This window comes from Roseomonas haemaphysalidis (assembly GCF_017355405.1).
GTDB classification, from domain to species: domain Bacteria; phylum Pseudomonadota; class Alphaproteobacteria; order Acetobacterales; family Acetobacteraceae; genus Pseudoroseomonas; species Pseudoroseomonas haemaphysalidis.
This window is the reverse complement of record NZ_CP061179.1, coordinates 58,858-79,138: the sequence shown is the minus strand read 5'-3', so window position 1 is coordinate 79,138 and position 20,281 is coordinate 58,858. Positions and strand designations below refer to the sequence as shown.

Here is a 20,281-nt window from a genome sequence, read left to right as displayed (position 1 = left end):
AACCCTCCTGCATTAGCGGTTGGGGGGGCGGCGGCGCACCGCGACCTCGTCCACGTCGGTGCCCCAGCCCGGACGGTCCGGCACGACGAATTCACCGTTCTGGATGACCGGCTGGTGCGTCACAAACTCGCCCTTCCAGGGCACGTCGTCGATATCCATCTCCATGATGCGCAGGTTCGGCACAACGGCGGCGAAGTGGGCGCTGATGTGGTCCGCCAGGTGGCCATAGAAGTTGTGGGGCGCGACGTTGACCTCATAGGCCTCCGCCATGGAAGCGATCTTCATGGATTCCAGGAAGCCGTTCCAGATGACGTCCACCACCGCGACATCCATGGCATAGGCATCGAGGAACGGCCGGTAGCCGCGCCGCGTGTAGAGGGATTCGCCGCTGGCGATCGGAAAGCCCGCTTCCCGACGCAGCAGCGCGAGGGAGGCGGGGTCGTAGAGATCCAGCTCCAGCCACGCCAGTTTGTGCGGCTCAACCGTCCGCACAAGCTGCAAGTAGCCCTCGGTCCGGAAATGGAAGTTGGCATCGAGCATGATCTCGACATCCGGGCCAGTGCCAGCGCGCAGCGCTTCCAACTGCCGGTCGAGGTCGCGCATGACGCCCGGCTGCGGGTTCAGCGCCGGAAAGCCCGGCATGGTACCGAAGCCGGGGCGGAAATTAGCGAGCCTGCCGTCCTCCATGAACATGATGTTGGTTTTCAGCGCGCGGAAGCCACGGCTGCGAACCTCCTCGCCCAGCCGATGCATGTCGTCGAAGTCGCGCAGCGGCGGCGTGCCGACCATGTCCGGGAATCGCACGCGGTAGCTGCCGCAGTGCGACCAGTAGACCGGCAGCCGGTCGCGCACCGCGCCGCCGAACAGCGCGTGCACCGGCACGCCCAGCGCCTTGCCCTTGATGTCCAGCAGCGCGTTGCAGATGGCTCCGAGCGCATGCTGGTTGATGCCCGACCATGCCGGCACCGAATGGGTATACAGCACGGCCATGATCCATTCGATCCGCCGCGGATCCATGCCGATCAGCCGCTCGGACAACGCCCGGATCGTCGCGGTCAGGCCACGGTTGCCAACATCCTCGCTGTATTCGGACCAGCCGACGATGCCGTCGCTGGTGGTGATCTTGAGAAAGGAGGTGGTGCGCCAGCCGGCGGCGGCGTGCAGGTCTTCGATCTTCGCGATTTTCATGGGTGTTTCAGTCTGCCAGGAAGATATCGTTGAACTTCGGTTTGCCCAGCAGGTTGGGGACGTAGCCCTGCACGTTCGGCGTGAAGACCTCGATGCCCGGCACGAAGGCCAGCTCGGCGGAAAGCGCATGTTCCAGCGCCGCGCGTTCCAGCCGGGCGAAGGCGCGCTTGCGGCCGTCCTGTGTGCTTTCCGACTGGGAATCCGCCTGGGCCCGCACCATCTCGGGCGGCGGCGGCACCTTGCCGGAATTGTTGAAGCCATTCTCGCCATAAACCAGCAGGAAGGGCTGGCTCGGATCCGGGCGCCCGGTCCACAGTGCCAGCAGCATGTCGCCTTCTCCCTGCACCATGAAGCGCTGGTACATGTCGGCGGAGGACCCCACCGTCATCTGCGCGCGGATGCCGGATTTCCGCAGCTGCTCCATGATGATCTCGTGCCGCTGCTGCGAGGCTTGGTCGGAATAGCCGAAGAAGCGGATGTCGACGCCGTCCGGGTGCCCGGCGTCGCGCAGCAGCTTGCGGGCGCGGTCCGGGTCGTGGGTGTAGAAGCCGTTCAGCGATTCGTCGTGCGCCCAGTAGCCCGGCGGCAGCATGGTCTGCGCCGGCACACCGAGGCCGAGCAGCGCCGCCTTGTTGAAGCCATCGCGGTCCAGAGCGTAGTTGATGGCCTGCCGCACCCGCACGTCCTGCAACGGCGCGCGGCCGTAGTTGAACAGCAGGTGGTAGTCCGCGATGGTCGGGGTGCTGCTGACCCGGACGCGGCTGGCCATGCGATCCGCCACGATCTTTTGCTGCGGATTCAGGCGGTAGGCGAAGTTCGTCTCGCCTGCCAGCACGGCGCGCAATCCTGTGTTCAGGTCGGTGATGATGCGGAAGGTAATGCCGTCAAGATACGGCAGGTCCTTGTTCCAGTAGTTCTCATTGCGCACCAGCACGACCACGTCGTTGTCATTCCAGCGCTCAAAACGGAAGGGACCGGTGCCGACGGGGTTGCGATCATGCTGCCGCCCACGCTCGGCCAGCGCCTTGGGCGAGCACATCATGCCTGCGCGGTCGGCCAGGATTAGCGGCAGAGCGGTATCCGGCCGGCTGAGGCGCAGGGCCACCTGCAACGGTCCCACGACCTCCACCGATTGCAGCGATTGCAGGTCACCCTTGACGGCGGAACGTTCGTCCGTGCGGGCACGGTCCAGGTTGGCCTTGACCGCCGCCGCGTCCATTGGCGTGCCGTCGTGGAACAGCACACCCGGGCGCAGCGTCATCAGCAGCGTGGTTGGGTCGGTGAACTGCCAGGCGGTCGCCAGCCCAGGGCGCGGTGCCAATGTGCCGGGCTCGAAATCCACCAACGTGTCGAAGATCGGGTAGAGAACCATGTGGTCCGAACCGAGGCCGCCGGTGATCGGGTCGAGCGTCGAGGGATTGAAGGGGGCGGAGACCTTCAGAATGCCGCCCCGTCGGGGCGCGGCGGCAGCGGCAGAACACGGCGCCGTCAGGAATGGCGCGGCGGCGAGGGCACCCAGGGTCGCGAGGGCATGGCGTCGATGCACGGAAATCCTCCGGTCTGTGGCGGCTTGCGTCAGGCGGCGAGGAAAACGTCGTTGAACTTCGGCTTGCCCAGCAGATTGGGCGTGTAATTGCGGACATCGGGCGTGAAGACCTCGATGCCCGGCACGAAGGCCAGTTCGCAGGACAAAGCGTGTTCCAGCGCCAACCGTTCCAGCTTGGCGAAGGCACGCTTGCGGCCGGGCTGGTCGGACGCCGTCTGCGCCTCGTCCTGAGCCGCGACCATCTCGGGCGGGGGCGGCACCTTGCCGGCGTTGTTGAAGCCGTTCTCGCCATACACCAGCAGGAAAGGCAGCGCCGGGTCCGGCCGGCCGGTCCACAGCGTCATGATCATGTCGCCCTCCTGCTGGATCATGAAGCGCTGGTACATGTCCGCGTTGGAGCCAGCTGTGAGCCGGGCACGGATGCCGACCTGCCGCAACTGCTCGATGACGATCTCGTGCCGCTGCTGCGACGCTTGGTCGGCATTGCCGAAGAACTGGATATCAATTCCCTCCGCGTGCCCGGCTTCGCGCAGCAGGGCCCGAGCCCGGTCCGGGTCATGGGTGTAGAAGTCATTCAGAGATTCATCATGCGCCCAGTAGCCGGGCGGCAACATGGTCTGGGCGGGCGTGCCGAGGCCGAGCAGCGCGGCACGGTTGAAGGCCGCGCGATCCACCGCATAATTGATGGCCCGCCGCACTCGCACATCGTTCAGCGGGGCACGGCGGGAGTTGAATACCAGGTGGTAGTCAGCGATGGTCGGCGTGCTGCTGACCACCACGCGCGCACCCATGCGATCCGCCACGATCTTTTGCTGCGGATTGAGCCGGTAGGCGCCGTGGTTCTCGCCGGCCAGGACCGAGCGCAGGCCGGTGTTCAGGTCCGTGATGATGCGGAATGTGATGCCGTCGAGGTGCGGTAGGTCGCGGTCCCAGTAATCCTCGTTGCGCACCAGCTCCACGACATCGTTGTCCGCCCAGCGTCCGAACTTGAACGGCCCGGCACCCACCGGCTCGCGGTCATACTGCCGGCCACGCGCCGTGATGGCGCGGGGCGAGGACATCATGCCGGCGCGGTCCGCAAGGATCAGCGGCAGCGCGGTATCGGGGCGGCTGAGATGCAATGCCACGCTGTCCGGCGCCAGCACCTGGACCGAAGCGAGAGACTGCAGGTCGCCCTTGACCGAGGAACGATCATCCATGCGGGCGCGGTCCAGATTGGCCTTCACCGCAGCGGCGTCCATCGGCGTGCCGTCATGGAAACGGACACCCGCACGCAGCGTCAGGATCAGGGTCCTGGGGTCAGGATAGTTCCAGGCCACGGCCAGGCCCGGCTGGGGCGCCAACGTACCGGGATCGAAACTCACCAGTGTGTCGAACACAGGATACAGAACCATGTGGTCAGAGCCGGCGCCGCCGGTGACCGGGTCCAGGCTGGAAGGATTGAACGGGGCGGCCAGCTTCAGAATGCCGCCCTTGCGCGGCACCGGCTGCGCGGCAGCCCGCCCACGCGACAGGCCCATCAGCAGCGCGGCGCCGCCTGCCACGAGCATCTCGCGCCGGCGCAAATGGATGACGGGATCGGCCGAGGGGCCGTGTGGCACCTGTGGGATAGACATCCGGTACTCCCTCCGCCGGCCCTGCAGCCGGCCGCGCCCTTGCCGGGTTGATCCCGATCCAGCGCCTTCCTTGGAATTCGATATTATATATGATAGCTAATCTGGAGGCGCAACACGCAACCTCTGGCCTCCGCAGGGTTGGTCCATTTAGGTAGGGGGAGCAGCGACACGGAGAGATGAGATTGATGGAGCTCGCGCCGTCTGGCGATGTTGCGCGGACCATGTCCACGATGGTCGAGCGCGCCATCCGCAAGGACATTCTCAGTGGCGCGATCGCGCCGGGCGATCGCTTGCGTGTGGCGGAGCTCAGCGCGCGCTACGGTGTCAGCCACATCCCGGTCCGCGACGCGCTGCGACAGCTGGAGGGCGATCGCCTGGTCATCATCAAATCCCACAAGGGGGCGGTGCTGCGCGGCGTGAGCCAGAAGTTCGTGGCCGACATGCACGACACGCGTGAAGCGATCGAGACGTTGCTCGTTCGCAACGCCACGCTGAAGGGCACGCCCGAGGAATTCGTTCGGCTGACTGCACTGGCTTTGAACTACGAGACGGCCGCGAGCAGCCTGGATGCTCTGGCCATGGTGGAGGCCAACCTGGTGTTCCACCGCTTTATCGCGCGAATGGGCGATAACCCGGAGGCTGCGAACATCCTGGACCGTGGGTGGGAGCTGGTCATCGCGATCCGAAACCGCTTCGGCTTCGGCGAAAACCGTGTTGCTGAGATTGTACGACAGCACCGGGACTTGGTGGGCGCGATTACCCGGCGGGAGGTGCCTGCGGCATTGGAAGCCGCACGCCTGCATTGCCAGTCAGCGAAGAACGACCTGCTTTTGCGCATGGCAGAGAATGGTGTGGCGTGACTGGCACGCCTATAAAGCGCCGAGGACCGAGAGATCCCGCCCCCGTGGCGGCGGCCAACACGCGGCATCTGGCAGACAATCGTCATCCTCTCAGGCACGAAAAATCAGAAACTTAACGCGCCTTACGCTCCGCTGCTGGGGCCCGAGACGGGTAGGAAGCGATAATAAAGGCTGTCGGCTGGCGACAGACACGAGGTGCCCGACCTCAATTGCGATCGAACCCCGGCATGAGGAGGCCGAAGCGCAGTCAAAGACGGCGTGGGTATGTGGGGAGGACTGTCGCCGGCCACCCACCAAGCGCGTCAGTCGAAGGGCGGCACCGTGACGGTCAGACCAGGTTTCAATCCCGGGAGGTGGTCGCGGACCGCAGGGTAATGCGGCTCGCCGGGACGGTAGGTGAGCCGCACATCGCCGATCATTCCTCCTGGCCCCTCAGCGCGCAGCTCCAGCACGATCGTGCCGTCCAGCAGCATGGTGGCGGCCCCGATGCTATCCGGCTGCCCCTTCCGACCAGCGGCTCGTTCGTCCCGCGCCATGGCGGCACCGGATGTCAGCGCGGTGAGGACCAGGAGGGCGACGGAAAGGCGCCGACAGCGGGAGAGCACGGTGCTGATCCTCGTTCTGGTTCGCCTATCGCGGCACTCTTCACAAAGCAGTCCAGCGCCGGGGAAGGGGGCAGATCGGATAGGGACATAGGAGCGCCACAAGCTTTGATGAGCAGGCAGCTTGATCTCATCACCTAACCTATCACCCCTTCGTCAACCTTATAGGTTGTTGAGTAAGCTTCGGAGACAGCATCATCGAGGCGGCGGCCCTCCCGGTAGGGCGTAAGGCTTGCAGGCCGTTCGATGTCCGGCACCAACCGCGGGCAGGGCTCTGGTGCGCCAATCACCATGTGGACGGGCAGTCGCTCCGCGTAGATCGGCAGGGCATAGTCCTCGTCGTCGTCAGCCACCCCCTTTGCCCTGATCTTGGCCGAGGCGCGCTCGATCTCCATGACGACCACCGCTGTGGCTTTGGTTTCCTGCTCCGTGGTCTGGCGTAGTCCGGCTGTCCGGTCGGGGAAGAAGCGGTCCACCATCATGACGAGGGCGCGCCGCTTTTCCTCGGGGTCGGCGACAAGCCAGGCGTGACCGAACGCCATGACGGAGCGGTAGTCCGCCGAATGGTTGAAGCCACAGCGGGCCAGGACCAAGCTGTCCAGGTGGGTGACGGCCAGGCATGCGGGCTGGCCGTCCGACTGGTTCCGCAGCATCCGGCTGGCGCTGCTGCCATGCCAGTACAGGCGCGTGCCTTCGCGCCAGAACAGCGTCGGCGTGCAGTAGGGTTGCCCGTCGATCACATAGGACACGTGGCACAGCACAGCGGCATCCAGCAGGCCATGCACCGTCTCATGATCGTAGGCGCCCCGGTCGTGGCGCCGCTTGACGCGGTTCATGCCGTCCACGGGGTAGCTGGGGGCGGAAGGGGCGTTCATCGGGCGGTCCTCGGCATTGCGGGGCCGAGCATCCGGCATCAGATTGGTCGCCGCGAGGGCCAATTGAGGATGTGATGTGCCGACCAATTCGGTGAAGCCCGGCCTGATCCTCGATCTGCCCCTCCTGCTGGACGGCGTGGACGGGACTCAGTCCACGCGGGTGCACGCCGGCCTTCGGGCCGCCATCCTCGGTGGCCGGGTGGCTGCAGGGGTCCGACTGCCGTCGAGCCGTTCGCTCGCGGACCAACTCGGCGTCCGCCGCAATGCGGTCGTGGTCGCCTATGAGCAATTGCTGGGTGAGGGCCTGGCAGAGGCCCGCGTCGGGGCAGGGACCTATGTCGCCGCCCGCGTGCCTCATGGACCGGCATTGGCCGGTCCGGTGCCGCTGTTACCACCGGTCGCGGGGCGGGGCGCCTTCGCGCTCGGGCGGACCCTTCCTAACCCCGTGCTGCTGCGACGGCTTGGACAGCTGGTTCGCCGGTCGCTGGCGGAGGGTGACCCGGCGCTGTTCGGCTATGGCGACCCACGCGGGAGCGAGCAGCTTCGTTGCGCAATCGCGGGGCACCTGGGTGCCACGCGCGGCATCACCTGCGACCCGGGCTGCATCCTGATCACCACCGGCACCCAGGCCGGGCTGCGGCTGTGCATCGAGATGCTCATGGCGCCCAGCGACCGGGCCTGGATGGAGGATCCGGGCTACCCCCCGGCGCGGCGCCTCCTGGAGGCACGTGGGGCCCGGCTCGTCCCCGTGGCGGTCGATGGACAGGGGCTGGACGTCGCGGCCGGGCGGCGAGAAGCCGAGGACGCGCGCCTGGCCTATGTGACACCGTCCCATCAGTTTCCGACCGGCGTATCCATGACCATGGCGCGCCGCCTAGCCCTGCTCGACTGGGCGCACGAAGCCGGCGCCTGGGTGCTGGAAGACGACTACGACAGTGAGTTCCGCTTTTCCGGGGCGCCACTCACGGCGCTGGCCGGCATCGATGGCCGGGGGCGGGTGATCTACCTTGGCACCTTTTCCAAAACGGTGTTTCCTGGCCTGCGCTGCGGGTACGTGGTCTTCCCCCCTGCGCTCATCGAACGCGCGGTCGCCGCGCGGGCCATGACGGATCGCTTTCCGCCTAGCGTGCTCGAGGCACCGCTGGCGCGGTTGATCACCGACGGAAGCTTCGCCGAGCATGTCCGGCACATGCGCAAGCGCTACCGGGCCGCCCGCGACATTCTGGCGGAGCGCCTCGTGCAGGTTTCCGGTGGGATGCTGGGCGTGAGAGTGCCCGACCAGGGGCTGCATCTCGTCGCCACCCTGCCGGAGGGCCTGCCACCGGATGCTGCGAACTGGATCCGCAGCGCGGCCGGTGTGGAGGCACGGCTTCTGTCGGACAACCGGATCGTGCCAGGCGGGGACGAGGGCTTTGTGCTCGGCTATTCCGGTTATTCAGTCCCGGAGTTGAAAGAGGCTGCGAAGCGGCTCGGCCACGCAGCGCAGTCCTATCATCCGGAGGTGCACCGATAAGCAGGGGTTACCGCGCCCCGTAGATTACCAACGAACCTCAGGTGGGGGCCTCCATGCCTAGGCTCAGGCTTATCCGATTGAGACGAGGATGGTCACGGCGAGTGATCCCTGCCGAAAAGCGATGGAGTCGATCGATGCATCGCCGGCCGATGCAAAGCAGCTTGGCAGTCGAAGAACATTGCGCCCAAGTCTTCGTCTGACCGTTGAATGGTCTTAGCAATCAAGCATCGTTGAATGCGGCGGGCGCTGGTGCCAACAAGCGATCTCCGCCCGCAAATGAGCTCGACGTTGCGGTCCGGCATGGAATTTGCAGTGATGGTGTTGATCTGTGTCGCCGGAGGCCACCGTGATGCACCGCCGTTCCCTGCTTGCCTTGGCAAGCCTTCTCCCCACGCCCGCGATTGCTCAGTCAGGCCGATGGCAACCGAATGCTCCTATACGCTACGTCGTTCCATTCCCGCCTGGATCAGCCGTCGACCTAGTCGGCCGCCTGACCGCCGAAGCCACCGGGCCTTTGCTTGGACAGAACATCATTGTCGAGAACCGGCCCGGAGCAGGAACGCTGGTCGCCGTTCAGGCGGTCAAGACCATGCCCCCGGACGGCCAGACCCTTCTGATGGTAGCCAATAGTTTTACGATCAACCAGACACTGCACCGGCCGCAGCCCTATGACGCTTCCGCGGATTTTGATCCACTCGCATTGCTGGTTGGAACTCCGCATGTTCTGGTCTGCCATCCTTCCGTGGCATCCGACTTCGCGGCCTTCCTTGCGAAAGCCAAAATGCCAGGCGCGGGCCTTTCCTTCGGCAGCAATGGCCAGGGCACCAGCCAGCATATGGGCCTTGAGCACCTCAAGGTGCTTGCCGGCTTAAATGCGGAGCACGTCCCCTACCGTGGCGTGCCCCCGATGCTGACTGACCTGATAACTGGCCGCGTTCACTACACGTTCGCCAACCTGCCTGACATTTTACAAGCGGTTCGTGACCAACGGCTGGTGGCGCTCGGCATCGTTGCCGCCACGCCACATCGCCTGCTGCCGGATGTACCCACCCTGGCCTCGCTCGGGTTGCCACAATTGGTCAACGATACATTCTACGGCGTGGTGATGCCGGCCGGGGCATCCGGGGAAGTCAGAACAATTCTGGCCTCCGCGTTGCTGGAAGGGATCGGGCAGTCCAGTGTCCGTGAACGTATGGACACTGCGGGCCTCGACATCATGGCCCAAGGTGGCGACGCACTTGCAGTGCGGATCAGGCGGGACACGGAGATCTATGCGTCGGTCATCCGTGACGCGAATCTGAAGCCCGAATAATGAATGTGAAAGCAGCGGCGCTTCGTTTCAAAGCTCCTGAACGGGACGAGTAGATCGCCGCCATCAAGTCCGCAGAGACATCCGCCAGTCACACCTGTTCAGCCAGTACCGCGGCATCGAAGCCTTTCAGCCCGGCCAAATCGCCCATTCGAACTTTCTGGGCCCAGTCCGGATCGCTGATCAGGGCACGACCGACGGCAATCAGGTCGAACTCGTCGCGTTCCATTCGCTCCAACAGGCCGTCCAGTCCTTCTGCGGTCAAACTTTCGCCGCCGAACGCACCCATAAAGTCACCTGTCAAGCCGACCGAGCCGACGCTGATCGTGGCGGCGCCGGTCAGCTTCTTGGCCCAGCCGGCAAAGTTCAGGCCCCGTTCGCCATCGATATCCGGGAACTCGGGTTCCCAGAAGCGCCGCTGCGAGCAATGCAGCACGTCCACCCCGGCCTCCACCAGCGGCAAAAGCCAGTCACTCATCTGCTTCGGCGTTTCCGCGAGCCGCGCGGTAAAGTCCTGCACTTTCCACTGACTCAGACGCAGGATAATTGGGAAGTCTGGACCAACGCTTGTTCGAACCGCCGCGACGACCTCTGCAGCAAATCGCGAGCGTTCGCCGACCGTGGCACCGCCGTATCGGTCGGTCCGGCGGTTGGTGGCTGCCCAGAAGAACTGATCAAACAGATAGCCGTGCGCCCCGTGTAGTTCGATCGTGTCAAAGCCAAGGCGCTTCGCATCACTTGCGGCGCGGGCAACGGCGCTGATCGTGTCCGCAATGTCGCCGTCGCTCATGGTGACGCCACGCTTGACGCCCGGTGCCTCCAATCCGGAGGGGCTTTCGACGGGCGAAGCCGGAACCCACTCCGTCAAGAAGCTCCTGAGCGCCCCCGTGTGCCAAAGCTGCGGGCCCATGCTGCCACCGCCCGCATGGACCGCATCGATCACGCCTTTCCAACCTGCCAACGCCAACTCGCCGTGGAAGAAGGGAACGTTGGGATCGTTGCGGGAGGCGGGGCGGTCGATGACCGTGCCTTCCGAAAGGATCAGGCCGACGCCGCCTTCAGCCCGGAGTTGATAATAAGCGGCATGTGACGGACCGGGTATGCCAGCGGGTGCGAAGCTGCGCGTCATTGGGGCCATGACGATGCGGTTCGACAACTCCATTGAGCCAATGCGGAAGGGTCGGAACAGAACGTCGGTTGAAGGCATTGCTCAGACTCTCGGGTTGACTGGTGAGAGAGGTATACTTCTGCTACCTGGGCGCAAGAACGCACTTACAGTCGCCTAGGTATCGCTGAGGAAACCCATGTCAGCTTGCCAGCATTTCGATGCAAACTGTCCCACCCGCCAGCTCTTCGACCAGATTGCTGATAAGTGGTCGATGATGGTGTTGACCGTTCTCAACAGTGGGCCGATGCGATTCAACGGCATCAAGCGGCACTTGGAAGGCGTGACGCAGAAGGCCCTGACACAATGCCTGCGGCGGCTGGAACGGAACGGCCTCATATCCCGCCGGGTCATCATGACCTCGCCGATCGGGGTCGAATACGCCATCATGCCGCTCGGTCGCTCGCTGCTAGTTCCTTTCCAAGCTCTCCATGGATGGACCATGGATCATTTGGATGAGGTAGAGCGAGCGCGCCAAGCGTTCGAAGCCCGCACCGCAGCTTGACCTGATGCGCCAGCGACCTTACCGATAGACCCAATCGTTCGAGGGCTTGGCGACAAGTCACAGCTCGCTATAGGCGCGGCCTGACCGCTTTCTCCGCTGTGAAGCTGGTGCGGCTGGATTAAGGCTATCGCTGGCTGATGGCCATGCAACGCGCGATGCGGAGATTATCGCGCCTTCATATGTGCTCGCCGGTGGGAAGAGCGGTTGAGAGGATGTGCAAGTTAACTGCCATTGGTAGCGGGCATGTGCCCAGTACGATCATCGCCGTTCCAGGCCGGGAGCATTCGATCAAAGACTGATCAGCGCTTTGATTTCCTGTTAATGAGCGTGCAGTGCATCGGTGGTGCACTGCTAGATAACCTCACCATTCTCGGTTAGGTACTGCTGCGAATGTACCGCGTGGGTCGTTGTCGCCAAGCTATCGACGATGCGTGGCGCCAGCCCCTCGGTCAGGTTATCTAGCATTAGCCGTGGGGCGAGGTCAGCAGCCCCCGGCCGATCGCTGGCATCTGTTGCTCGCCGCCTGAGAGCGCGTCACCCGGCGCGCGGCGGCGCTCCCCCATCGGGGGGCGCAGCTTTTGGGTAATCAGGACGGTGCCGACAAGGGTGTTAACCTCGGCTTTCACTTTCCAGTCGCCTGAAAGAACCTTGGCTAGAGCTTGTAAAGCCGGGCGGCGTTGTCGCGTAGAAACTTCCGAAGCGGTGCTGACCGCAGACCGAGCCCCTCCACCTCCGCGCGCATCTGCTCGAAGGTCAGCACGGGAAAGTCGGTCCTGAACATCACCTTATCCTGGCCATAGCTATAGATGTAGCGGACGAATTCCTGTGGCCAGTGCTTCGGTGCATGAGCATCGGCCACGATGTGGACGTTGGGATGCCTATACGTCATGGCAATCATTTCTGCGTGCCAGGGGCACGGCGCGGACCATGGCCGCCTTCTGTCAGGCGTTGCTGCACTATGGTAAGCTCAACGGCTGCCGCTTCCTATCGCTGCGGACCCTGGAGCTCGCCCTGCAGGACGTCACCGGCTCCCGTCTTGTCGAGAAAAAGGGCAAGCCCATGCATTTTGCGATGGGTCCCCGCACCCGCGGCACGACGCCTACGTCCGATGAATTCGGCGATACCGCGTCACCGCGCGCCTTCGGGCATACCGGTGCTGGCAGTTCGCTCTGCTGGGCTGATCCCGCAACAGGAATCCACTTGGCCTACATCGCCAACGCTAGGAGTCCTGAACGATTTCATAGCGAGCGGCTGCGCGCAGTTAATAAGGCTGTCCAAGCGACGATTTGAGTTACCGGGAGTAGCCGCTCGTTAGCGCGTCGCCGCTAGGACTGTGTGCCGTATGTCCAGGTGTGCCTGAGGGCACCGCACCAGCCGGCTCCTCTGGGAGTGAGCAATACTGCACCTCATGAGCAGCCGTTGGCTATTTTGAGATCTAGTGGCACGGATGAGATGTAGCCGCAGCGGTGCCAAGCTGGTCAGCACCCAGTTGGATCCAATTCAAAGCTGCTGGCAAAATGATCTGCCAGCAGCCATATCCATCACGCCTTCAGTCCTGATCGACTCTGGGTCACCTATGACAGACTTGGGCATACATCCTGTTTGCGAGGGCGAGCCGCACGTCCCCCGACAATCATACTTGAAAGCATCGGTGGGAGATGGGTGATCATGCGTGCCAATGCCAAGCCCAGCACGATCGATCCCAACCCGGCCGCGATGATGTAGGACATCTCGCTCCATTCGTATCGGCCCCACAGTTGCTGGAAGCCAAGAATGACCCAAGCATGGCAGAGGAAGATGACGAAGGCGTAGCGCCGCCCCCAGATTGCGACCCGCGGCGTCAACGGCAGATAAGCCGCCAGTCCAACCACCACGGCGGAGAATGCGGAGAGTGTCGCCAAACCGAGGAATGACGTGCTGCTCCATTCCACATCGTCCATCACCCACGACCCCAGCAGCAGGGCTGCCATCAGTGACAGCGGCAACAAGGATTGGCGGCAGATAGCCACGCTTCGGGGAAATGCGCCAAAGCCCATCCCGATCACGAAGAACAGGGGGATGGCATTGCGAATGAAGAGACGGCCATCCAGGTCCGTGACGTAAATTAGCGCTACCAGGGCGAGAACCGAGGCGTAGCCCGCAGCATGACGCAAGATGCGCCTTATCAGACCAAAGAAGGCACAGCAAAGGAATAGATCACGGAGGAAATACAAAGGCTCGTTAGCCGGACCCCCGTGAATCGCTGTCAGGCCATTGATTAGCCAATAGCGACTTTGGTGACTGAGAAGATGTTCTGGATCGATTTGCGTCCATTCGTTAATGCCCAGAAGAACCAAGAAGATCAACGTATTCCAAAACAGGAAGGGCAAGATCAGGCTTTGGAACTTCAGGGTAACCATCACCGCATAACCGCGCGGTTTCTGAATAGCGAAGAGATAGCCAGAAAATAGCGACAAGGTTGGCACGCTGGCTCGTGTGATGATGACCGCCGCCTGTCCGATGGCGTTCATGTCTTCGAACGACATAGCGAAGACTAGGGCATGATTCAAAACCACTAGCAGGATCAGCACGAATCTCCAAGAGTCGAGATTGGCGATGAACTGATCAGTAGGCGATGATGGTTCGGCGGACATGTGGCAACCCTGTGAAAGCGCCTGCACAGAAAAGTTGCATGCCAATCGTCAGTCAATTGGTTTGATGTTGATAACGATCTTACAATCATCACATAAATGACATAAGTTACTTGAGGAGAATAAACTTAATTTTATCGGCTAAAACTAACACTAGGGGTCATTATAAATTCTACCATGTCGTTAAATCCGTCAGCGACGTGCATCGCTGGTGGTGGTTATGACTAGGTCCCACTGGGTACTCTGAGCAAAATGTCGGTGCATGGCTGGCCTAGCGAGAGCTTGTGGATCAGCAAAGTCTTGACCCCCTATTGGCGTCCAAAACTGACCTCAATGCAGTATAGATTTAGCCATCTAAAACAAAATACTGAGCAAAATTGGGCAGGTATAGCTTTGGGCGTCGGTATAGGTTGTAATTTGGATTTGATCCACACCAGACATACGTGGCTGTTTGGTTAAGTCAATTTGGTGACTGCCTGCCAGAAGACGATCTTCCGGCCGTGGGCCGCTCGAAGCGCCCGCACGTAATCTGAATGATCGGATATGGCGCCGAAATTTTCCACTCGCATGGCAGCGTCACGACAGGCCTGGAAATGCCTTGCGGCGTGCTGGTATCGCGATGACCGACCCGCCCCGAGCGTGAAGCCGATCATGGAACGGCGCAGGATCGTCGCGGCCAACGGGTAGCGGCTTTCCGGCGCCCCGGCCGCTGGCGACAACAGTTCGTAGCGGTCGCCGTCCAGCGCCTGCGCCCGGCCGAGGACCAGCGCGCTGGCCCGTCGCAGATCCGGCCAGGCGATGAGGAAGGCCAGAGCCTGATGAACATCCGCGAAAGCCAGTGCATGCGCCATCGCCCGCTGCTCCGCCTCGACGTCGTCGAAGTCTGTCAGTCGCCGGAGAAAAGTTCGCAGATGGGCGGCTTGCAGCGTCGCCGCGAAGCACGCCCAGCGGAAGCGCCGCGCCTCCTCCTGCTGCCCCAGCGCCTCCAGCACCTCGGCGCGCACTTCCTGCCAGTCGACCGGCGCTTCGTCGCGCTGGCGGGCCTCGACGTGCTCCACCACGGCCCAGGCTTCTGGCAGGCGCCCGGCGGCGAGCAGGCGTCGCGCGATGGCCGTGGCGGCGGCCGGCATGCGGCGCACGGGAGCGTCGAACTGTGCGATGAAGCCGTCCACGTCGCCCAGAGCATCGGCGACCGGTAGCAGGATGAACGACGCCGTCTGGGCGCGATGCCGGGACTGCTGTTCGTCAGCCTGGATCGGGCCGGTGCTGGAACGGCGGATCGCCGGTCGCTTGCCGCGCGGCGGCGCCGGGACCGGCTCTGCCCGCCACGCCAGCGTGGCATCCCGGATGAGCAGCAGCCCGGCGTTACCTAGTTGGGGGGCCAGGATAGGGATCAGCCGATCCTAGATCCCATGCGCATCGTCGATCAGAGCCAGGACGGCACGATTGGCAAGCACCTCGGATGGTAGGGCCGCCCGTTGCGCCAAAGGTCCAAGATCCTCGGCAGCGGCATGGAAGGCCTCGGCCAGGCGGCCGCTGCCATCGTCGGAGCGCGCCAGAACGCCGTCGGCGCAACCGACCAGGCACCACATCAACTCGAAGGCCTCGCCCGGATCAGCCGGCGCGACCACATCGAGGATAGCTCGCCGCTGGACCTCCGGCTCAGCCAAGAGCGGTTTGATCTTCTGCCATCCGAGCCAGGTCTTCGCCTGCCCGATGCGGATCAACTGCTGGGTGACAGCGCGCGCCGTGCCGTCAGCGCCGCCACTGCCAGCCAGGGCCAGGCGAAGCTGGCGTTGCGCGGCGGCATTACCCTTGCTGACCGCCATGAGCAGTTCCGCGAGCCGGGCCGCACCGAGCGTTTCCAGGTTCGCGGCGTTGAGCGCCCTACCCGTCGTGGTGGCACGCTTCGGGCGCGGCGGAGGAGGATCGTCCTCGATAGCCTCCCTGCTTTGGGAGGTGGATTGAGCTTTCCTGGACGCCCTTGCGGTGCTCTCACCTGTGATGTCCCCTGAGGGCCAGGGTACCGATCCGGCACCGGAGGTCGACAGCGCGTTCGACGCTGGCGCTCAAGGCGGCGCCAAGCCTGAGGGTGTGCCGGAACAGGACAGACAGGACGCTGGGTAGCGCGGGGTGTAGCCGTCCTCCGACAGGAAGATCGCCTTTTCCGCGATGGCCTAGGCAATCACTAGGTGATCGAAGAGGTCACGGTGGTGCATCGGCAGGGCGGCCAATGCGATGAGATGCGTAGGGGCGATGTGCAGCAGCGCGAAGCCCTGCGCCTGCATCTCCTTCAGGATCTCCTCGATTCCGGCGTCCAGCTTCCCCGCGCGCACCTTGACCAGAGTCTCCCATAGCGAAACCACCGAGATCAGGATGTCATTCGCCGGGTCCATGATACGGTCCCTTGACGCAGCGCCGAGCCTGGGGTCATCCGACAGCCACCAGAGCAGAGCATGCGTGTCGAGCAGAAGCTTCACGCTTCGCCGTTCTCCATGATCGACAGCAGGTTGTCAGGCAGCGTGTCGAAGTCCGGTGCCATGCGGATCTTGCCGCGCAATGCGCCCGGCTGACGGCGCGATGGAGTTGGAGGCTGTGGCGGCTGCACCAGCGCCACCACCTCGCCGCGCGAGGTCACCAGGAAAGAGGATCCCTGGCGGACCTGGCGCAGAAAGCCCGGCAGATTGCCGCGGAACTCCCGGATACCGATCTTCTGGGGAGCAGGCTGCGGTGTTTTATCCTGGTCAGCCATGGTGACGCTCCATGTGATCACTTGATGTGTACGCATGACTCGCCGGGCGGTCGACAAGAGTTCCAATGTCGCGGAACTGCTTGATCTACCGATCCGGCGAGTTCTTTTTCCTAGTAATGCCTGAGCTTGGCGGTGAAGGTCGGCCGCTGCCCTAGCCGTAGGAGAACCTGCCGGTCGGGGTGGAGGCGCATGGCCTCGTCGGGCGTGTGTCGGGGCCGGCCGGTGAGCTCAGTAGAGCTGCTGTGGCTGCTCGAGCCATGGCCCTCGGGGTTGTCCGGGGTGGAGCGGGAGGAGCTGGTGGTCTCGAAGGCCACAGTGCTGCGGCCTAACGCCCGGGACAGCCACTGGGTGGTGTCTAGGTCAACCGGGGCCGAGACCTGGATCGGCCCGGCGGTGGCCAGGAAAGTGGCGGCGGTCTGCCCGTAGGCGGCGCGCAGCCGGGCGAGGTCCTGTAGGATTGGCCAGAGCTGCAGCCCGAGGCCGGCCATCGGCCCGGCAGCCTGCAGAACCGGCTCCAGCCAGCCGAGCGCGGCGAACTCGTCGAGCAGCAGCACGGGTGAGGTGTTCGGCCGCTGCGGGGTGTGGGCGAGTTGCAACTGGAGACACCATCCCCGCCGCTGCTGCCGGCGTTTCGGAATCCGACGGGTCGCGACAGCCTGGGGCGGGGGGGGGCACGGCTGAGGAGATCGTCCAGGCTGTGGAGCAGGATCCGAAAGTGCGACAGGAAGCCGCCGACCGGGCGCAGTGGCTCCGGGCGGTGTACCGCGATCCGCAGCAGGCGGAGGCCAAACTGGCGGCGCTGCTCCAGACAGCCAGGGCGACCGCACTGAGGCGGCCCGGAGGCTGCGGGAGCGGCCGGAACAACTGGGGGCACTGCGAGGGCAGGAAGGACTGTTCGCTAGTCATGAGGCATAGCTGGACCGCGCTGGGGCCAGGAGTGTGGCGAGCTCGATCGTCGGCGGGCTGCAGCGCGAGGACGTGGCGCGCAAGAAGGCGGGTACGGATTACGTGGCACAGGTGGAGGCGCAGCGGGCCTGGGACAGCGTCGAGGTGTCTGGGCTGTCGTAGCGCGCCTGGCGGGCTGTAGAGGCCGTGGAGCAGGCTAGGGCGGCCAGCATGGCCTAAGAGTACGCAGACAGGGCCGCAGGCCTACTGGCGCAGCGTGGCGGCCAGGCAAAGCCCGGAGGCCGCCCAGGCGTGGCAGCGGGAGGTAGGGACGCAGCCGGAGGTGGCAGCGGAACTGCGCGCGGTGGCTGAGGCGGCGGAGCGGCGACTAGGCGCGCAGGCCGTGGGCCAGGACAACACAGCGGGCGCCGGCTCCGCCACACTGTCACCCGAAGGGCTGGCGGGGATCGGCCGGGCCGTCAGCGCGGTGCGAGACGCGCAGCAAGCGATGTAAAAGCTCGGTCTCCGACCAGGGCGTGGGCTAAGCCGGTAGCAGGCATACAAGTGCTCGATGTCAGCGGCATGGCGATCTAGGCTATGTCACGCATTGTGTATGACAGGACATGCCATGAGCGTGGTGACGGTGCGCAAGCAGGGTAACTTGGTCGGCATCGCCTTCCCGAGCCGAAACACGGGTCCGCATGGGCTTCGAAGTCGGTCAGGATCTAACGCTGGTCGAACTCGCTGATGGCGTGAAGCGGAAGCTGTAGCTGGCGCGTGAGGTGTTACGCGAGCAGGCAGATGCGCTGCAGGAACTGGCCAAGCGTTGATCGAGTCGAAGTTTCTGGAAGCCAACGCCGTGGCCTATCTACACGACTGGGCCCTGCGCGAGTAAGGCGGAGCACAAGGGATCAAGGACCCAGGCCTGCTGGAGAGTGCGCCGGGGGCGACCGCTGAACAAGTTGGCCTATGCCGGTCCAGGGGACGTGGACCTCTACGACCTGGCAGCTGCTTATGCCCACGGCATGGCCCGCAACCACGCCTTCCACGACGCCAACAAACGCACTGCCTAGTCCTGCTGCGTGCTGTTCCTCAAATTGAACAGCATCCAAGTGTCAATTGAAGCGTCTGGAGTCGTGGAGCAGATGGTGTCACTAGTACAGGGGCACCTCAACGATGCGGCATTCGCGGCATGGCTCGGAACTGCATCATCGAGATGAACTTGTTCCGACCGCCAATATTCTGACAGCAAGCCACCCGCCGCCGAAGGCTGTCGACCTTGGCGCAGACACCCGTCATGCTCTTCAAAGCGCCGGCCAAAACAGGCGCGATGGGAGAGAACGCATGAACCCGACACAGTCTCGCCGTGCTCTGCTGACCAGTGCTGGATGGGCGGCCGTGGGGTCTGCGGCGCTGAGCATTGCTGCCAACGCCCAGCCCGCCACGGCGGCATCTACCATAGTGCGGGGCGCTGTGGGACCAGTGAAATTCTCCGCCGGCACGGAGCCCCCGCGCACGCCTGCGCCGCCGCTGGCCACCGATTGCCATCACCACATCTATGACGCCCGCTTCCCGGCCGATCCACGCACCCAGCTGCGTCCGCCGGACGCCTCGCCGGAGGACTACCGCGCGCTGGCGCGTCGGCTTGGCACCCAGCGCTCCGTGCTGGTCACGCCCTCCACCTACGGCACGGATAACCGCCTCCACCTGCAGGCTATGCGCGAGTTGGGTCCGGAGCGGGCGCGCATGGTCGCGGTCGTCGATACCAGCGTGACGGATGCGCAACTGCGCGAGATGCATGAGGCGGGGGTGCGCGGCATCCGCTTCAACCTTGTGCAAGCCGGAGTGACGACCGTCGACATGCTGGAGCCGTTGTCAGCCCGCGTACAGGCCCTGGGCTGGCACACCCAGGTCCACATGCTGGGCGACCAGATCGCCGACCACGAGGCGCTGTTCTTGCGCCTGCCGGCGCCGATCGTCTTTGATCATCTGGGCCGCATCCCGATGGACCAGGGGGTGGAGCACGTCGGCTACAAGACGGTTCGCCGGCTACTGGACCGCGGCAAGGCTTGGGTGAAGCTGTCCGGCGCCTACATGGACACCAGGGTGGGGCCGGCCGGCCGCTGGTCCGATACAGTTCCTGTCGCGCAGGGTTATGCAACGGGTGCTCCGGAACGCTGCGTGTGGGGAAGTGACTGGCCGCATGTCACGGAGCCGGCCGAGAAGCCCGACGATGCTGCGCTGTTCGACCTGCTGACCGAATGGGTGCCGGACGAGGCAGCGCGTAAGCGAGTGCTCGTCGACAACCCAACAGCGCTGTACGGCTTTCTAAAAAGCTGAGCAGCTTTGGCCTGCGCCTTCGGCAGCACGGGCCAAGCTGCTCGCTGCATTCAACGGGAGCACTTGGGCGACCGGAGTAGTCTGGCAGGGCATCACCAACTTGCGCGAAGGAGCAAAGACCCTGGTTTTTGAGGACAGGGGTCCGTCGCCAAGCGAACTTCCGATTGCTGTGCTGACTGGCCACAGTGGAAACAAGCTCCACCCCCGATGTCATTCTAGCTGAAGCTAAGCGTCCGGACCTGATGAGCATAACTTCAAGATGTTCCAAGAGCAGCACAAGAAGGTCGTATGGAACGAGCAGTATCCTGAATCAGCAGCAACGACGACTTGGGCGCGTGGGTCATCACACCCTCACGTAAGTGCCGCCAGCACGGTCCCAAGTGGGACTGCTCGATATTGGGTGCTGCTTGATTCTTCAGGTTTCAGTATGAGCCCGTACAGCACCTAGTGCGTCGCCGGCGGTGATCTGTTTCATAACGCCGCCGGACGGCCGTG

General features: G+C 64.0%; 17 protein-coding genes and 3 pseudogenes. 8 read left to right on the top strand and 12 right to left on the bottom strand.

The features are described 5' to 3' along the window. Positions 1 to 12 precede the first annotated feature (12 nt). The 3 genes from IAI59_RS20020 to IAI59_RS20010 are packed head-to-tail and all read right to left on the bottom strand — an operon-like array spanning position 13 to position 4,350. On the bottom strand, positions 13 to 1,188 hold the full coding sequence (locus tag IAI59_RS20020) for a mandelate racemase/muconate lactonizing enzyme family protein (protein WP_207415150.1): 1,176 nt from the start codon (positions 1,186 to 1,188) through the stop codon (positions 13 to 15). Positions 1,189 to 1,195: 7 nt separating this feature from the next. Further along, positions 1,196 to 2,734: an ABC transporter substrate-binding protein gene (locus tag IAI59_RS20015; RefSeq protein WP_207415151.1), complete on the bottom strand. Its 1,539-nt coding sequence runs from the start codon at positions 2,732 to 2,734 to the stop codon at positions 1,196 to 1,198. Between the two features lie 29 nt (positions 2,735 to 2,763). Then, entirely contained in the window at positions 2,764 to 4,350 is a 1,587-nt protein-coding gene (locus IAI59_RS20010; protein ID WP_207415152.1) for an ABC transporter substrate-binding protein, read from the bottom strand. 185 nt (positions 4,351 to 4,535) lie between these two features. On the opposite strand from IAI59_RS20010, the gene IAI59_RS20005 reads away from it, so the two are divergent. Then, positions 4,536 to 5,210, top strand: coding sequence for a GntR family transcriptional regulator (locus tag IAI59_RS20005; protein WP_207415153.1), 675 nt, complete (start codon positions 4,536 to 4,538; stop codon positions 5,208 to 5,210). A 302-nt stretch (positions 5,211 to 5,512) separates the two neighbouring features. Here the strand turns inward: IAI59_RS20005 and IAI59_RS20000 are convergent, their stop codons facing one another. Next, positions 5,513 to 5,815, bottom strand: a complete 303-nt coding sequence (locus tag IAI59_RS20000; RefSeq protein WP_207415154.1) for a hypothetical protein — start codon at positions 5,813 to 5,815, stop codon at positions 5,513 to 5,515. A gap of 134 nt (positions 5,816 to 5,949) precedes the next feature. Beyond that, positions 5,950 to 6,687: a pyridoxamine 5'-phosphate oxidase family protein gene (locus IAI59_RS19995; protein ID WP_207415155.1), complete on the bottom strand. Its 738-nt coding sequence runs from the start codon at positions 6,685 to 6,687 to the stop codon at positions 5,950 to 5,952. A 76-nt stretch (positions 6,688 to 6,763) separates the two neighbouring features. On the opposite strand from IAI59_RS19995, the gene pdxR reads away from it, so the two are divergent. Then, a complete protein-coding gene (gene pdxR, locus IAI59_RS19990; RefSeq protein WP_207415156.1) occupies positions 6,764 to 8,200 on the top strand; it encodes a MocR-like pyridoxine biosynthesis transcription factor PdxR in 1,437 nt (478 codons plus the stop codon). A gap of 349 nt (positions 8,201 to 8,549) precedes the next feature. Next, positions 8,550 to 9,512, top strand: coding sequence for a Bug family tripartite tricarboxylate transporter substrate binding protein (locus IAI59_RS19985; protein ID WP_207415157.1), 963 nt, complete (start codon positions 8,550 to 8,552; stop codon positions 9,510 to 9,512). A gap of 88 nt (positions 9,513 to 9,600) precedes the next feature. Here IAI59_RS19985 and IAI59_RS19980 read toward each other — a convergent pair whose 3' ends face one another. Then, on the bottom strand, positions 9,601 to 10,716 hold the full coding sequence (locus tag IAI59_RS19980; protein ID WP_207415158.1) for an NADH:flavin oxidoreductase: 1,116 nt from the start codon (positions 10,714 to 10,716) through the stop codon (positions 9,601 to 9,603). 97 nt (positions 10,717 to 10,813) lie between these two features. Here IAI59_RS19980 and IAI59_RS19975 point away from each other — a divergent pair, with 97 nt between their 5' ends. Continuing rightward, on the top strand, positions 10,814 to 11,179 hold the full coding sequence (locus tag IAI59_RS19975; protein ID WP_207415159.1) for a winged helix-turn-helix transcriptional regulator: 366 nt from the start codon (positions 10,814 to 10,816) through the stop codon (positions 11,177 to 11,179). Between the two features lie 652 nt (positions 11,180 to 11,831). On the opposite strand, the pseudogene IAI59_RS19970 reads toward IAI59_RS19975, so the two are convergent. After that, positions 11,832 to 12,083: pseudogene (locus IAI59_RS19970) on the bottom strand (amidohydrolase family protein); the annotation flags it as partial. Here IAI59_RS19970 and IAI59_RS19965 point away from each other — a divergent pair. Continuing rightward, positions 12,005 to 12,469, top strand: coding sequence for a serine hydrolase (locus tag IAI59_RS19965; protein WP_336512627.1), 465 nt, complete (start codon positions 12,005 to 12,007; stop codon positions 12,467 to 12,469). The pseudogene IAI59_RS19970 and the gene IAI59_RS19965 sit on opposite strands and share 79 nt — an antisense overlap. Positions 12,470 to 12,753: 284 nt before the next feature. On the opposite strand, the gene IAI59_RS19960 is transcribed toward IAI59_RS19965, so the two are convergent. From IAI59_RS19960 to IAI59_RS23400, 5 genes and pseudogenes are all read right to left on the bottom strand, one after another. Next, the gene (locus tag IAI59_RS19960) at positions 12,754 to 13,812 is read right to left on the bottom strand and encodes an acyltransferase family protein (RefSeq protein WP_207415162.1); all 1,059 of its coding nucleotides are present in this window, start codon (positions 13,810 to 13,812) and stop codon (positions 12,754 to 12,756) included. A gap of 452 nt (positions 13,813 to 14,264) precedes the next feature. Next, positions 14,265 to 15,749 (bottom strand): annotated as a pseudogene (locus IAI59_RS23435) (DUF6880 family protein). A gap of 129 nt (positions 15,750 to 15,878) precedes the next feature. Then, positions 15,879 to 16,289: pseudogene (locus IAI59_RS19945) on the bottom strand (type II toxin-antitoxin system VapC family toxin). Next, the gene (locus IAI59_RS19940; protein ID WP_207415511.1) at positions 16,286 to 16,597 is read right to left on the bottom strand and encodes a type II toxin-antitoxin system prevent-host-death family antitoxin; all 312 of its coding nucleotides are present in this window, start codon (positions 16,595 to 16,597) and stop codon (positions 16,286 to 16,288) included. Before IAI59_RS19940 ends, IAI59_RS19945 begins: the two are co-directional and overlap by 4 nt. Before the next feature lie 74 nt (positions 16,598 to 16,671). Next, positions 16,672 to 17,388: a type IV secretory system conjugative DNA transfer family protein gene (locus IAI59_RS23400; RefSeq protein ID WP_272877398.1), complete on the bottom strand. Its 717-nt coding sequence runs from the start codon at positions 17,386 to 17,388 to the stop codon at positions 16,672 to 16,674. A gap of 112 nt (positions 17,389 to 17,500) precedes the next feature. Here IAI59_RS23400 and IAI59_RS23395 point away from each other — a divergent pair, with 112 nt between their 5' ends. The 3 genes from IAI59_RS23395 (at position 17,501) to IAI59_RS19925 (ending at position 19,786) form a co-directional block, all read left to right on the top strand. Then, on the top strand, positions 17,501 to 17,629 hold the full coding sequence (locus tag IAI59_RS23395) for a hypothetical protein (RefSeq protein WP_272874571.1): 129 nt from the start codon (positions 17,501 to 17,503) through the stop codon (positions 17,627 to 17,629). Positions 17,630 to 18,381: 752 nt separating this feature from the next. Then, positions 18,382 to 18,519, top strand: a complete 138-nt coding sequence (locus IAI59_RS23430) for a Fic family protein (protein WP_336512626.1) — start codon at positions 18,382 to 18,384, stop codon at positions 18,517 to 18,519. Between the two features lie 271 nt (positions 18,520 to 18,790). After that, complete coding sequence (locus IAI59_RS19925; protein ID WP_237180367.1) at positions 18,791 to 19,786, top strand: amidohydrolase family protein; 996 nt, start codon at positions 18,791 to 18,793, stop codon at positions 19,784 to 19,786. Positions 19,787 to 20,281: the final 495 nt, after the last annotated feature.

Coding starts and splice junctions, on each gene's coding strand:
- IAI59_RS20020 (WP_207415150.1), bottom strand. CDS start 1,188: ATGAAAATCGCGAAGATCGAAGACCTGCACGCCGCCGCCGGCTGGCGC.
- IAI59_RS20010 (WP_207415152.1), bottom strand. CDS start 4,350: ATGTCTATCCCACAGGTGCCACACGGCCCCTCGGCCGATCCCGTCATC.
- IAI59_RS20005 (WP_207415153.1), top strand. CDS start 4,536: ATGGAGCTCGCGCCGTCTGGCGATGTTGCGCGGACCATGTCCACGATG.
- IAI59_RS19995 (WP_207415155.1), bottom strand. CDS start 6,687: ATGAACGCCCCTTCCGCCCCCAGCTACCCCGTGGACGGCATGAACCGC.
- IAI59_RS19985 (WP_207415157.1), top strand. CDS start 8,550: ATGCACCGCCGTTCCCTGCTTGCCTTGGCAAGCCTTCTCCCCACGCCC.
- IAI59_RS19980 (WP_207415158.1), bottom strand. CDS start 10,716: ATGCCTTCAACCGACGTTCTGTTCCGACCCTTCCGCATTGGCTCAATG.
- IAI59_RS19975 (WP_207415159.1), top strand. CDS start 10,814: ATGTCAGCTTGCCAGCATTTCGATGCAAACTGTCCCACCCGCCAGCTC.
- IAI59_RS19960 (WP_207415162.1), bottom strand. CDS start 13,812: ATGTCCGCCGAACCATCATCGCCTACTGATCAGTTCATCGCCAATCTC.
- IAI59_RS19940 (WP_207415511.1), bottom strand. CDS start 16,597: ATGCGTACACATCAAGTGATCACATGGAGCGTCACCATGGCTGACCAG.
- IAI59_RS19925 (WP_237180367.1), top strand. CDS start 18,791: ATGAACCCGACACAGTCTCGCCGTGCTCTGCTGACCAGTGCTGGATGG.